The sequence below is a fragment of the Methylobacterium sp. AC433 genome (assembly GCF_979253015.1).
Map to the genome: position 1 here is coordinate 40,766 of NZ_CEEDBN010000017.1, position 13,394 is coordinate 54,159.

Genomic DNA, 13,394 nt, shown 5'->3' on the forward strand with positions numbered 1-13,394 from the left:
CCGCGCCCTCAGCGCCGCAGGGTGTCCAGGGGCACCGGGGCGGCGTGCGGGCGGGTCGCCAGCATGCCGTCGATCAGCGCCAGCACCTCGGCCCGGCCGCAATTGGCGGCCGGCTCGAAGGGCGTCCAGGTCTGGGTGAAGTCCAGCCGGGCGAAGACGTCGCGGTAGTGCCGCAGCTCGTTCGTGGTCAGGGGCACCCCGCGCACGAAGGCCTTGTGGGCCGAGATGGTCAGCGCGCGCCGGAAATCCTGCGGGTCGAGCTCGAACTTCAGGGCGTCGCCGCAGAACAGGATCTTCCGCCCGCGGTCGAACAGCACCGCGTGCCCGTCGAAGTGGCCGGCGGTGCGGTGGAGCTCGAGGCCGGGCAGGGGCTCCAGGAAATCGTCGTAGGGCCAGGAGACCTGCAGCGCCGCGCTCCAGGTGAAGTCGGCGGCCGGCAGGCAGAGTTCCGGGTCGAAGCGGTCCTGCAGCTGGACCAGGGCGCCGTAGGCGTGCGGGTGCGAGGACGACAGGACCTGCATTCCGCCGAGGCGCGCGATGTGCTGGAAAGCCGCCTCGCTGAAGACCGGGCAGGCCTCGAAGCCCATGTTCCCGGACGGCGTCTGGACGAGGTAGGCGCTCGGGCCGATGCCCGAGACGGGATCGTTCCAGAACCGCCAGACGCCGGGCTCCAGCTCCTCCCAGTGGCACGGGAACCGCTCCTGCGCTTCGCGCTCGGTCCAGAACTGCCAGCCCTTCTGCGGCACCACGTGGCGGGCATCGAGGCACATCGGACAGGCCGGCGGCCGCTCGAAATGGCGCTGCCAGAACCCGCAATTGTCACAGGTGTAGGCGGGCAGATCGAGGGCGCCGGCGAAGGGCAGGTATCCGGGAGACACGAAAGATTGCTCGCGTTGGCGGCGGGGACCGCGGGTAGCCTCGGGCTGAGGCGTGCGCATATAGGCGCGAGGTGGAGAGCGGCCATACGGCCCCGCACCTGAACGCCACCGGAGGACCATGCCCGTCCCGAGCCTCGCCTTCGACCTGACCCGCCTGATCACCCGCCTGCGGCATCCGAGCCCGAGCGGGATCGACCGGGTCGACCTCGCCTATGCCCGCCACGTCCTGGCACAGGAGGGGGACCGATTCGGCCTGGTCTCGACGGCGTTCGGCCCGCGGGTGCTGGCCCGGGCGGAGGCGCGCGCCATCGTCGAGGCCGTGGCGGCCGGCTGGGTCGAGGATCGCGACGCGCCGCAGGACCCGGTCTACCGGCGGCTGGCGGCGAACCTCGGGGCGGCGACCGACGCGGGGATGCCGGCCGCCGCGCCGGCGCGCGGCGGTGCCTCGGACCGGCGCCGGATCCAGGCCCGGACGGCGGCCACGACCCTGCGCGCGCGGGGCCCCGAAATCCTGCCCCCCGGGACCGTCTACCTGCACAGCTCGCACCTGCGCCTAGACAAGCCCGGCCGCTTCGACTGGCTCTACGACCGGCGCGACATCCGCCCGGTGTTCTTCGTCCACGACCTCATCCCCATCGACTACCCGGAATACGGGCGGCCCGGAGAGGCGGAGCGGCACCGGATCCGGATGGAGACCGTGGCCCGCCACGCCGCGCACGTGCTGGTCAATTCCCGCGACGTCGGCGAGCGCTTCGCCCGGCACTGCGCGGCGCACGGCCTGCCCGCGCGGCCCGTGACGGTGGCGCTCCTCGGCGTCGAGCCGGTGTTCCGGCCGGCGGGGGAGGGGCCGTCCTTCTCGCCCGCGCGGCCGACCTTCGTCGCCTGCGGCACCATCGAGCCGCGCAAGAATCACCTGGCGCTCCTGCATCTCTGGCGCGACCTCGCCGAGCGGCACGGGCCGGACACGCCCCGCCTCGTCCTCGTCGGCCGGCGCGGCTGGGAAGCGGAGAACATCGTCGACATGCTGGAGCGCTGCCCTGCCGTCCGGACGCACGTCAGCGAGGTCAGCGGATTGTCGAGCCACGGCCTCGCGGCCCTGCTGCGCTCGGCGACCGCCCTGCTGATGCCCTCCTTCGCGGAGGGCTACGGCCTGCCGGTCGTGGAGGCCGCGGCCTCCGGACTTCCGGTCGTCGCCTCGGACCTCGCGGTCCACCGGGAGATCGGCGCCGGCTTCGCGCAGTTCCTCGATCCCCTCGACGGACCGGGCTGGCGCCGGGCGGTGGAGGACCTCGCCGATCCGGGCTCGTCCCTGCGGGACGCGCTCGTCGCCCGGCTCGCAGGAGCCGCCCTGCCGTCCTGGGCGAATCACTTCGCCACCCTGGAGGAGGCCCTCGGGCGGGCGATTTGCGGTCCTGATACCTGACGCATAAGAACAACCGTCAGAGAACGGTCGCCCCTCCGGGCGGGAAGTCATGGGGATGGACGGATGAAGGTTGTCGACCTCGACCGGGATGCGATCAAGGCCGGCCTCGCCGACCGCTCCCTGCTGGTGATCGACGTGCGCGAGCCGCACGAATTCGACCAGGGGCACATCCCCGGCGCGGTCCCGCATCCGCTCTCGACCTTCGACACGGGGGCCATCGCGGCGCTGATCGCGCAGGACGGCCGCCGCCCGGTCTTCTCCTGCATGTCGGGCGTGCGCTCGGTCCATGCCCTGGCGGCCGCCCAGGGCGCCGGACTGCCGATCGAAGCCCATTATACCGGCGGGTTCAAGGACTGGGCCGGTTCGGGTGAACCGGTCGAAGTCTGAAGATCAGCAGAACATGTGTGGCAGCGCACGACATGATTCCGGACAGACCTCTAGCTGGCGCAGCGTAGGGAACAACCATATGCGCATGCGCTCGATCTTCAGTCTTCTTCCGGCCCTTGGGCTGGTGGCGTCGGCGCTCGTCGCGCCGGCCCTCGTGACCTCCGCCCGGGCCCAGGCGCCCGGCGGGCCGCCGCCGAAGGTCACCACCGCCAAGCCGGTGGTGCGCGAGATCGTCGAGACCGACACCTATACCGGCCGCTTCGACCCCGTCGACATCGTGGATGTCCGCGCTCGCGTCACCGGCTACCTCGAGAAGGTGAACTTCACGGACGGCGCCACGGTGAAGAAGGGCGACCTGCTCTTCGTCATCGACCGGCGCCCCTACAAGGCGGCCCTCGACCAGGCCCAGGCTGCCCTGGTCTCGGCGCGCGCCCGCCTCAACTTCTCGCAGACCGACCTCGACCGCGCCCAGACCCTGAGCAAGTCCGGCAACATCTCCGAGCAGGTCACCGACCAGCGCCGGCAGGCCTCGCAGACCGCGCAGGCCGACGTCGACAGCGCCGACGCGCAGCTGCGCCAGGCCCAGCTGAACTACGACTTCACCGAGGTGAAGGCCCCGATCTCCGGCCGCATCAGCCGGCGCCTGGTCACCGAGGGCAACATCGTCATCACCGACCAGACCCAGCTGACGACGATCGTCTCCCTCGACCCGATCTATTTCGGCTTCACGGTCGATGAGCGCTCGTTCCTGAAGTACCAGGGCAGCCTCGGCATCGGCATGGGCGAGACCCAGAAGGGCAAGGGCGTTCCGATCCTCATCGCGCTCACCGGCGAGGCGAAGCCGACCCGCAAGGGCACCCTCGACTTCGTGGACAACCGGGTCGACAACGCCACCGGCACGGTGCTCCTGCGCGCCACGGTGGAGAACCCCGACGGGTTCATCAAGCCCGGCCTGTTCGGCGTGGTCGCGCTGCCCGCCACCAAGCCCTACCAGGGCATCCTCCTGCCCGACGAGGCGGTCTCGGCCAACCAGGACAAGCGCATCGTCTACGTCGTCGCCGACGACGGCACGGTGTCGCTGCGCGACGTCAAGCTCGGGCCGAAGGTCGATGGCTACCGGGTCATCCGCGAGGGCCTGAAGGGCGACGAGAACGTCGTGGTCAACGGTGTGAGCCGCGTACGGCCAGGGGCCAAGGTCGCGGCCGAGGCCTCGACCCTGCCGCCGAGCAAGACCTGAGGCCGCCGCCCCGGACGAGATAGACCCCGGCCGAGCGCGGCCGGGGAGCGGCCACCAGACCGCGGACGAAGAAACGATGCCGCCTCGGACCCGCGCGAGCGGGCCGCGCGCGGCGAGAGGTTCAAGCGATGCGTTTTGCCCACTTCTTCGTCGATCGGCCGATCTTCGCGTCGGTCACGTCGATCGTCTTCCTGATCCTCGGCTACGTCGCCTACCTGTCGCTGCCCGTGGCACAGTATCCCGAGATCGTGCCGCCCACGGTGACGGTGCGCGCGAGCTTCCCGGGCGCCAACGCTGAGACGGTGGCGGCCACGATCGCGACGCCGATCGAGCAGGAGGTCAACGGCGTCGACAACATGCTCTACATGACGTCGTTGTCGACCAACGACGGCAACATGCTGCTGACGGTGACCTTCAAGGTCGGCACCAACCTCGATATCGCCAACGTCCTCGTCCAGAACCGCCTCTCGGTGGCGCAGCCGCGCCTGCCGCCGGACGTGCGCAACCTCGGCGTCACCGTGCGCAAGGCCTCGCCGGACCTGATGCTGGTGGTGCACCTGCTGTCGCCGAAGAAGACCTACGACCAGAACTACCTCGCCAACTACATCTACCTGAACATCCGCGACGAGCTCCTGCGCCTCGACGGCGTCGGCGACATCACCATCTTCGGCGGCAACGAATACGCCGAGCGCGTCTGGCTCGATCCGAACAAGCTCGCGGCCTACGGACTGACCACCTCCGACGTCATCACGGCGCTCTCGGAGCAGAACGTGCAGGTGGCCGCCGGCGCCCTGAACTCGCCGCCGGCCGCCACGGGCCAGGCCTTCCAGCTCATCGTGCAGTCGCAGGGGCGCTTCCAGAGCCCCGAGGAGTTCGCCGACGTCATCGTCAAGGCCTCGGACGGCCGCCTCGTCCGGGTGAAGGACGTCGCCCGCGTGGAGATGGGTCAGAAGGACTACACGACGAACTCGTTCCTCAACGACACGCCCGCCATCGGCATCGGCGCCTTCCAGCGCCCCGGCACCAACGCCCTCGACGCCGCCGCGTCGGTGCGCAAGGTGATGGACAACCTCAAGAAGAACTTCCCGCCGGACATCGAGTACCGCATCGCCTACAACCCGACGGAGTTCATCGAGGAGTCGATCCACGAGGTCTACAAGACCCTCTTCGAGGCCGTCGGCCTCGTCGTCATCGTGGTGCTGGTCTTCCTCCAGAGCTGGCGCACCGCGCTGATCCCGGTGATCGCGATCCCGGTCTCGCTGGTGGGCACCTTCGCGGCCATGTCGGCCTTCGGCTTCTCGCTGAACAACCTCACGCTGTTCGGGCTCGTGCTCGCCATCGGCATCGTGGTCGACGACGCCATCGTGGTGGTGGAGAATGTCGAGCGCAACATGGCCGAGGGCCTGTCCCCGGGCGACGCCGCGCACAAGACCATGGACGAGGTCGGCGGCGCCGTCATCGCCATCGCGCTCGTGCTCTCGGCGGTGTTCATCCCCACCGCCTTCATCCCCGGCATCACCGGCCAGTTCTACAAGCAGTTCGCGCTCACCATCGCGGCCTCGACCATCATCTCGATGTTCAACTCGCTGACGCTGTCTCCGGCGCTCTGCAAGCTGCTCCTGAAGCCCCACCACGAGCACGCCAAGCCGAAGTTCTTCCTCTTCCGCTTCGTCGCTTGGCTCGCCGACATGTTCAACAAGGGCTTCGACTGGCTCTCGAACACCTACGGGCGGATCATCTACGGCCTGACCAACTACGCGGTCGGGCTGATCGCGATGCTGCTCGTCTATGCCGGCGTCATCGCCGCCACCCTGCACCTCGTCCAGACCACGCCCACGGGCTTCATCCCGGACCAGGACCAGGGCTACCTCATCGGCGTCGTGCAGCTGCCCTCCGGCGCCTCGCTCGACCGTACCACCGAGGTGGTGAACCGGGCGGCGGCGGCGGCCCGCAAGATCGACGGCGTGACCAACACCGTCATCATCGCGGGCTTCGACGGCGCGACCTTCACCAACACGACCAATTCGGGCGTGATGTTCATCACCTTGGCCGGCGCCAAGGAGCGCGCGGTCCACGGACGCAGCGCGGCGGTGATCACCGGCGACGTGATCAAGGCCACCGCCGACATCCAGGAGGCCCGCGTCATCGTCATCCCGCCGCCGCCGGTGCGCGGCCTCGGCCAGGGCGGCGGCTTCAAGATGCAGATCGAGAGTCGGCAATCGTCGGCGATCGGCCCGCTGCTGGGCGCCGTCGGCGAGGTGCTGGGCAAGGCCAACCAGAGCAACGACGTGCAGCGGGTGTTCACCACCTTCGGCAACGACACGCCGCAGCTCTACCTCGACATCGACCGCACCGTGGCGCGCATGCTCAACGTGCCGCTCTCGAACGTATTCTCGACGGTGCAGACGGCCCTCGGCGGCGCCTACGTCAACGACTTCAACACCCTCGGCCGCATCTACCAGGTCCGCGTGCAGGGCGACGCGCCGTTCCGCGTCTCCAAGCAGGACATCGAGCAGCTGAAGGTCCGCTCCTCCACCGGCGCCCTGGTGCCGATGGGCACGCTGGCCACGATCCGCGAGATCACCGGCCCGCAGATCGTCCAGCGCTTCAACCTGTACTACTCGGTGCCGGTCCAGGGCACGGCCAAGCCCGGCATCTCCACCGGCCAGGCGCTGGACGCCATGGAGGCCATCGCCAAGGACGCCCTGCCCGACGGCTACGCCTACGACTGGACCGAGATCGCCTACCAGCAGAAGGCGGCGGGCAACACGGCCATCTACGTCTTCGCGCTCGGCGTGCTCCTCGTCTTCCTGGTGCTCGCCGCGCAGTACGAATCCTGGGCGCTGCCCCTGGCCATCCTGCTGGTGGTGCCCACCGGCGTGCTGGCGGCCCTGTTCGGGGTGCAGTTGCGGGGCCAGGACAACAACATCCTGACCCAGATCGGCCTGATCGTGCTGATCGGCCTGGCGGCCAAGAACGCCATCCTGATCGTGGAGTTCGCGCACCAGCTCGAGGAGACCGAGCGGAAGGGCCCCGTGGCCGCCGCCGTCGAGGCCTGCCGCCTGCGCCTGCGCCCGATCCTGATGACGGCCTTCGCCTTCATCCTCGGCACGGTGCCGCTGGTGATCGCCACCGGCCCCGGCGCCGAGATGCGCCAGGCCCTCGGCACCGCCGTCTGCTTCGGCATGATCGGCGCCACGGTGTTCGGCCTCTTCCTCACCCCGGTCTTCTACGTGGTGATCCGGAACTTCCTGATCTGGCTCGCCCGCAAGCGCGGAAAGGACCCGCACAACACCACGCCGGACAAGCACGATCCGCGTGCGGCCCCCTCTCACGCCTGAGACCATTCCGAGCCCGGATGCGGACCCCGCATCCGGGCTTCACGTTGGGGGTTGCGCCCCGCAAACCGGAAAGCTAAAGACCCCTCACCCCGTCAGGGGCGTCGGAGCGTAGCGCAGCCCGGTTAGCGCACTAGTCTGGGGGACTAGGGGTCGGAGGTTCGAATCCTCTCGCTCCGACCATTCACATCGGCCGATCACCCTCCAGGTGGCCGACATCCGCGAGCCGCTCGGCCCTCCTGGTCCGGTTCCCGCGGTGCTCATCCTGCTTCGCGATCGCCGAATGGGCGAGAGCCAGGGTTCGAGCCGGACAGCATTTCGATTTCTCCGACGCGAACGACCGGCCCTGGCCTTCGGGACGCCCCATGGTCCCCGGGACCCTGGGCCTTTTCCACGCGGCGGACGGTGCAGGCCGTCGGCTTCGAGCGGTGACGGATGACCGATGGCGATGCCCCCCGGCGAACGAGAGGTCGGCCCCCGTGCCCCCTGAGCGGCCGGGAAACCGGCACGGCTCGCGCCGGACGGATCTTGCGCGCAGAATGCCTGCCGGATTACGGGGCGATGGCGCGGTCCGCGGAGCGCGGGGGCACGGGAGGCATGCCGTGAAGGGCACGCGATGGTTCACCATGGTCGCGACGGGCCTTCTCCTCGGCCTCGCCCCGGCCGCGGCCGAATCCAGCATGCGCAAGTTCCTCGAAGGCCGCTGGGTCGGCGACGGCCTTCAGATCCGCGTCGACCAGGATGCCGTTCAGGCGAACGACAATCCGGAGAAGCCGTTCGAGTGGAGCCCGCTCAACATCCGGGACGTGACCGGTGGCATGATCGTGTTTCAGATCGGCTCCCGCCAGTACATCGGACTGATCGACGGCCAGCAGATGACCGTGACGATCACGGGGTCGAGCAGTTCGCACGTGCTGACCAAGGTCCCTCCCTCGCCGCCGGTCCGGCAGGGCCGCCCGTAACATCTCCCCGGAAGCCGGCGGCCCGGCGCGGACGGAGAATCGCCCCTTTTGCGCGCCCCGTCCGCATCGCGGCAGGGCGGACGCGGCCTGGGCCGACGCGGGCCGGACAACACGAAATCGTCATCCGCTTCCGACCGCCCGTCGTGCGGCGGCCGGGCGCCCTCCGGACCCGCCGACGGCGGATTGACTCGCGGGCAAGCTTGGCCTTCTCACTCCGCCCCGGAGGCCTCGCGGGCACGCGGCGCCGGCCGGGCGGGCCACCGATCTCGGCCCTCGGCCGACCCTTCGGGCGAAGCGGCCGCCGAGCGGACGGAGAACGGCGCCTGCCGGGGGCTCGGGAGCCCATCGAAAATTTGCCACGAATGGCGTCACACAGAAGCGAAGCGACTTGATCTAAGACAATCTCGGCCGATTCCCTTGACCTGTCCGGCCTTCGAACAGGAACGCTCAGATCTGGTGAGACGCGTATTCGCCAAGAAGAACCATCCTGAAATACCGCAATCCGGATCCTCCCCGAAGCGTCCGAAACATCCATCCGCCCGCGACCCGTCCTCCGGCGCCCAACCTGAAAGCTTTCCTGCGGCACATGACCGGGACAAAGCGTACGATCGCGACCATTCTCGCGCCTCTCGGACTGCTGATCTGCGCGGTGGTGGCCGCTAGTCTCTGGCCCGGCCCGGTCATGAGCGTCCTCACCGGCATGAGCACGGCGGTCCGGGAGCGCTTCGGGGCGAGCGAGGCCGAGCCCGCGGCGGGCGGCGAGGCGCGCGAGGGCGGTTCGGCCCGGCTGTTCCGGCCGAGTCCGGCGCAGCGCGCCGCCCTGGACATCGTCCCGATCGCGGCGGTGGAGTTCCGGCCCGAGGGCACGGCCGAGGGCCGCATCGCGCTGAACGACGACGACAACGTGCCGGTGACCTCGCCCTATGCCGGACGGGTGACCCGGGTGCTGGTGCGCGCCGGGGACGCGGTGAAGGCCGGGGACGTGCTCCTCACCCTCGAGGCCACCGACATGGTCCAGGCCCAGAACGACTACCAGACCGCCCTCAACACCCTCGCCAAGGCGACCGCGCTGTTGAAGCTCGACCAGACCATCGCGACGCGCCAGCAGGAGCTGTTCCAGGCCAAGGCGGTGGCCCTGAAGGACTACCAGTCGGCCCAGAACGACGTCATCGGCGCGCAGAGCGACCTGAAGACCGCCGAGGCCGGCCTGGAGGCGGTGAAGAACCGCCTGCGCCTCCTCGGCAAGACCGACGCGGAGATCGCCGCCTTCGAGAAGAAGGGCACGCTCAGCTCCGAGACCCAGATCCGGGCGCCGATCGCCGGCACCATCGTCCAGCGCAAGGTCGGACTCGGGCAGTATCTCTCGACCGCCAGCGACCCGATCTTCGTGATCGGCGACCTCTCCACGGTCTGGCTGGTGGCCAACGTGCGCGAGAGCGAGATCCCGCGCATCCGGATCGGCCAGGAGGTCGAGGCGACGGTGGCGGGCTTCGGCGACCGGATCTTCAAGGCGCGGGTCAACTACATGTCCGCCAGCCTCGACCCGGCGACGCGGCGCCTCGCGGTGCGCAGCGAGGTCGAGAATCCCGACCAGGTCCTGAAGCCGGAGATGTTCGCCACCTTCACGATCTTCACCGGGCCGGGGCGGAGCGCGCCGGCCGTGCCCGCCGCCGCCATCGTCTACGAGGGCGCGCGGGCGCATGTCTGGATCGCGCGGCCCGACGGGGCCATCGAGGCCCGCGGCGTCACCCTCGGGATGACGGCCGGCGGAATGGTCCAGGTCACCGCCGGGGTCGCGGTGGGGGAGGCGATCGTCACGCGCGGGGCCGTGTTCATGGATCGGGCGACGAGCGGTGACAAGGCGTCCTGAACCGTCGGGCCCGGCGCCCCTTCCTCGTCGTCATCGGGCCGCGGCCGGAAAAGTCTCACGATGAACAGCCTGATCGTCTTCGCCCTGCGCCAGCGCGTCCTGGTCTGCCTGCTGTTCCTGGTGATGCTGGCGCTCGGCTATGCCAGCTACACGCAGCTCAACATCGAGGCCTATCCCGATCCGGTGCCGCCGCTCGTCGACGTCATCACGCAGAATCCCGGGCAATCGGCCGACGAGATCGAGCGCTACATCACGATTCCCCTGGAGGTGCAGCTCGCCGGCATCCCCAACGCCACGGTGGTGCGCACCATCTCGCTGTTCGGGCTCTCGGACGTGAAGGTGCAGTTCAGCTACGCCTTCACCTACCAGGAGGCCCTGCAGCGGGTGCTCAACCGGCTCTCGCAGCTGCCGCCCCTGCCGGGCGGCGCCCAGCCGCAGATCTCGCCGACCAGCCCCGTCGGGGAGATCATGCGCTACAAGGTGACGGGGCCGCCGGGCTACTCCTCCACCGAGCTCAAGACCCTGCAGGACTGGGTGCTGCAGCGCCGCTTCAAGGCGATTCCGGGCGTCGTCGACGTGACGGCCTTCGGCGGGCGGACCAAGGAATACGAGATCGCCGTCGACCTCAACCGGCTCCAGGCCCAGGGCCTCACCCTGGTCCAGCTCGTCACCGCGCTGAACAACTCGAGCATCAACGTCGGCGGCCAGACCCTGAACGTGGGCGAGCAGTCGGCGGTGGTGCGCGGCATCGGCCTCATCCGCGACATGGACGACATCCGCGACACGATGCTGACCCAGGTCAACGGCGTGCCGGTGCTGGTGCGCGACGTCGCCGAGGTGCGGGTCTCGCACGCGCCGCGCCTCGGCATCGTCGGCCATGACGGCGACAACGACATCGTCGAGGGCATCGTCCTGATGAGCCGCGACGGCGAGAGCCTGCCGACCCTGCGCCTCGTCAATGCCGAGATCGACAAGATCAACGCCAGCGGCCTCCTGCCCCCCGACGTGCGGGTGGAGCGCATCTACGACCGCAGCGGGCTGATCCACACCACCACCCACACGGTGATGCACAACCTCGTCTTCGGCGTGACGCTGGTCTTCGTGGTGCAGTGGCTGTTCCTCGGCTCCTTACGCAGCGCGATCATCGTGGCGGCGACGATCCCCTTCGCGCTCGGCTTCGCCATCCTGATCCTGGTCCTGCGCGGGGATTCGGCCAACCTCCTGTCCCTCGGCGCCATCGATTTCGGCCTCATCGTCGACGCCACCGTGATCATGGTCGAGAACGTGTTCCGGCACCTCGCCGAGCCGGAGCACGGCGAGGGCCAGACGCCGCCGGGGGGCCTGACCGGGCGCCTCGGCACCATCGCCCTCGCGGGCGCCGAGGTGAACCGGGCGATCTTCTTCTCGGCCACGATCATCATCGTGGGCTTCCTGCCGCTCTTCACGCTGACGGGCGTGGAGGGCCACATCTTCGGCCCGATGGCCAAGACCTACGCCTACGCGCTGCTCGGCGGCCTCATCGCGACCTTCACGGTCTCGCCCGCACTCTCCGCCCTGATCCTGCCCAAGCACGTGGAGGAGCGCGACACCCTGGTGGTGCGCCTCCTGCGATTCGGCCACGTGCTGATCCTGCGCTTCGGCCTGCGCAACAAGGTGCTGTCGCTCCTCGTGGTCGCCGCGGTGCTGGGCGCCTCGGGCATCGCCGCGCGCACGCTGGGCCTCGAGTTCCTGCCCAAGCTCGAGGAGGGCAACCTCTACATCCGCGGCACCATGCCGGCCTCGATCTCCCTGGAGGCCGGCAACGCCTACGTGGAGCGCCTGCGCAAGATCATCGCCGAGGTGCCGGAGGTGGTCACCGTGCTCTCGCACCAGGGCCGCCCGGACGACGGGACCGACGCCACCGGCTTCTTCAACGTCGAGATCCTGGCGCCCTTGAAGCCCTTCGACACCTGGCGCAGGGGCCTCGACAAGGAGGGGCTCGTCCGCGACCTCTCGGCCAAGCTCGACGAGGCCTTCCCGGGGATCGAGTTCAACTTCTCCCAGTACATCGAGGACAACGTCCAGGAGGCCGCCTCCGGGGTGAAGGGCGAGAACTCGGTCAAGATCTACGGCAACGACCTCAACGACCTCACCCGCACCGCCGAGGAGATCAAGGCCGCCCTGTCGCGGGTGCCCGGCATCGCCGACCTCTCGGTCTTCGCCTCCCTCGGCCAGCCCACGGTGCGGATCGACATCGACCGGCGCAAGGCCGCCCGCTACGGCCTGTCGCCGGGCGACGTGAACACCACCGTCCAGGCGGCGATCGGCGGCCAGACCGCCGGCGACCTCTACGAGTACGGCTCGGACCGGCACTTCCCCATGCGGGTGCGCCTGGCGCCCCAGTATCGCCGCAGCCTGGAGACCATCCGCAACATCACCATCGGGGCGGCCAACCCCGCGGGCGGCGTGGTGCAGGTGCCGCTCTCCGAGATCGCCACCGTGGAGCTCGTCTCCGGCGCGGCCTTCATCTACCGCGAGAACCAGGAGCGCTACATCCCGGTGAAGTTCTCGGTGCGCGGGCGCGACCTCGGCGGCGCGGTGCTGGAGGCGCAGGCGCGCATCGCCCAGGACGTGACCCTGCCGGCCGGATTCCACCTCGAATGGGTCGGGCAGTTCACCAACCTGCAGGACGCCGTCCAGCGCCTGACCATCGTGGTGCCGGTGACGATCGCGCTCATCGCGCTGCTGCTCTACGTCAACTTCAACTCCGTCACCGACATGGTGCTGACGCTGAGCGTGATCCCGATGGCGATGATCGGCGGCATCTTCGCCCTGTTCCTCACGATGACGCCGTTCTCGATCTCGGCGGCGATCGGGTTCATCGCGCTCTTCGGCATCTCGACCATGGAGGGCGTGATCCTGCTCTCCTACTACAACCAGCTCGTCGACGAGGGCTGGGCCCGGACCGAGGCGGTGTGGCACGCCGCAAACGTCCGCATGCGCCCGGTCATGATGACCTGCGTCGCCGCCTGCGTCGGCCTGCTGCCGGCGGCGATCTCCACCGGCATCGGCTCGCAGGTGCAGAAGCCCCTCGCCCTGGTGGTCGTCGGCGGCATCCTGCTCGCGCCCAACCTCATCCTCGTGGTGGTCCCGATCCTGATCGCGCTGTTCTCGCGCCGCGTGCCGGCCGCGATCCCCTCGGAAGCGGCCGCCCGGGCCACGGCCCAGGCCGAGCACGCATGACGCGGCGATCACAGCCCCGCGCGCCGTCCGCCGGCCGCGTTGACTTCGAGGCCGGCCCGGCGCCTCTACGGCCGCGG

General features: G+C 69.6%; 8 protein-coding genes and 1 tRNA gene. 8 read left to right on the top strand and 1 reads right to left on the bottom strand.

All coding sequences use genetic code 11. The annotated features are described in order from the left end of the window. Positions 1-8: 8 nt before the first annotated feature. On the bottom strand, positions 9-878 hold the full coding sequence (locus AC0IWM_RS19920; protein ID WP_471757828.1) for an MBL fold metallo-hydrolase: 870 nt from the start codon (positions 876-878) through the stop codon (positions 9-11). Between the two features lie 118 nt (positions 879-996). Here AC0IWM_RS19920 and AC0IWM_RS19925 point away from each other — a divergent pair, with 118 nt between their 5' ends. From AC0IWM_RS19925 to AC0IWM_RS19960, 8 genes are all read left to right on the top strand, one after another. Further along, complete coding sequence (locus AC0IWM_RS19925) at positions 997-2,301, top strand: glycosyltransferase family 4 protein (RefSeq protein ID WP_471757830.1); 1,305 nt, start codon at positions 997-999, stop codon at positions 2,299-2,301. Between the two features lie 63 nt (positions 2,302-2,364). After that, positions 2,365-2,688: a rhodanese-like domain-containing protein gene (locus tag AC0IWM_RS19930; protein WP_056474100.1), complete on the top strand. Its 324-nt coding sequence runs from the start codon at positions 2,365-2,367 to the stop codon at positions 2,686-2,688. A gap of 85 nt (positions 2,689-2,773) precedes the next feature. Next, positions 2,774-3,925: an efflux RND transporter periplasmic adaptor subunit gene (locus AC0IWM_RS19935; protein WP_200930062.1), complete on the top strand. Its 1,152-nt coding sequence runs from the start codon at positions 2,774-2,776 to the stop codon at positions 3,923-3,925. Between the two features lie 128 nt (positions 3,926-4,053). Further along, positions 4,054-7,266 carry an efflux RND transporter permease subunit gene (locus AC0IWM_RS19940; RefSeq protein ID WP_471757832.1) on the top strand — a complete coding sequence of 1,071 codons (3,213 nt, stop codon included), beginning with the start codon at positions 4,054-4,056 and terminating at the stop codon, positions 7,264-7,266. Between the two features lie 102 nt (positions 7,267-7,368). Continuing rightward, a tRNA-Pro gene (locus AC0IWM_RS19945) sits at positions 7,369-7,446 on the top strand. 419 nt (positions 7,447-7,865) lie between these two features. After that, on the top strand, positions 7,866-8,225 hold the full coding sequence (locus AC0IWM_RS19950) for a hypothetical protein (protein ID WP_471757834.1): 360 nt from the start codon (positions 7,866-7,868) through the stop codon (positions 8,223-8,225). Positions 8,226-8,811: 586 nt separating this feature from the next. Next, entirely contained in the window at positions 8,812-10,095 is a 1,284-nt protein-coding gene (locus tag AC0IWM_RS19955) for an efflux RND transporter periplasmic adaptor subunit (protein WP_471757836.1), read from the top strand. A 60-nt stretch (positions 10,096-10,155) separates the two neighbouring features. Continuing rightward, positions 10,156-13,317 (top strand): efflux RND transporter permease subunit, encoded by a 3,162-nt coding sequence (locus tag AC0IWM_RS19960; protein ID WP_471757838.1) that lies wholly within the window; start codon positions 10,156-10,158, stop codon positions 13,315-13,317. Positions 13,318-13,394 lie beyond the last annotated feature (77 nt).

Excerpts from the sequence above, each read along its gene's own strand:
- AC0IWM_RS19930 (WP_056474100.1), top strand. The coding sequence starts at position 2,365 with ATGAAGGTTGTCGACCTCGACCGGGATGCGATCAAGGCCGGCCTCGCC.
- AC0IWM_RS19935 (WP_200930062.1), top strand. The coding sequence starts at position 2,774 with ATGCGCTCGATCTTCAGTCTTCTTCCGGCCCTTGGGCTGGTGGCGTCG.
- AC0IWM_RS19940 (WP_471757832.1), top strand. The coding sequence starts at position 4,054 with ATGCGTTTTGCCCACTTCTTCGTCGATCGGCCGATCTTCGCGTCGGTC.
- AC0IWM_RS19960 (WP_471757838.1), top strand. The coding sequence starts at position 10,156 with ATGAACAGCCTGATCGTCTTCGCCCTGCGCCAGCGCGTCCTGGTCTGC.
- AC0IWM_RS19925 (WP_471757830.1), top strand. The coding sequence starts at position 997 with ATGCCCGTCCCGAGCCTCGCCTTCGACCTGACCCGCCTGATCACCCGC.
- AC0IWM_RS19955 (WP_471757836.1), top strand. The coding sequence starts at position 8,812 with ATGACCGGGACAAAGCGTACGATCGCGACCATTCTCGCGCCTCTCGGA.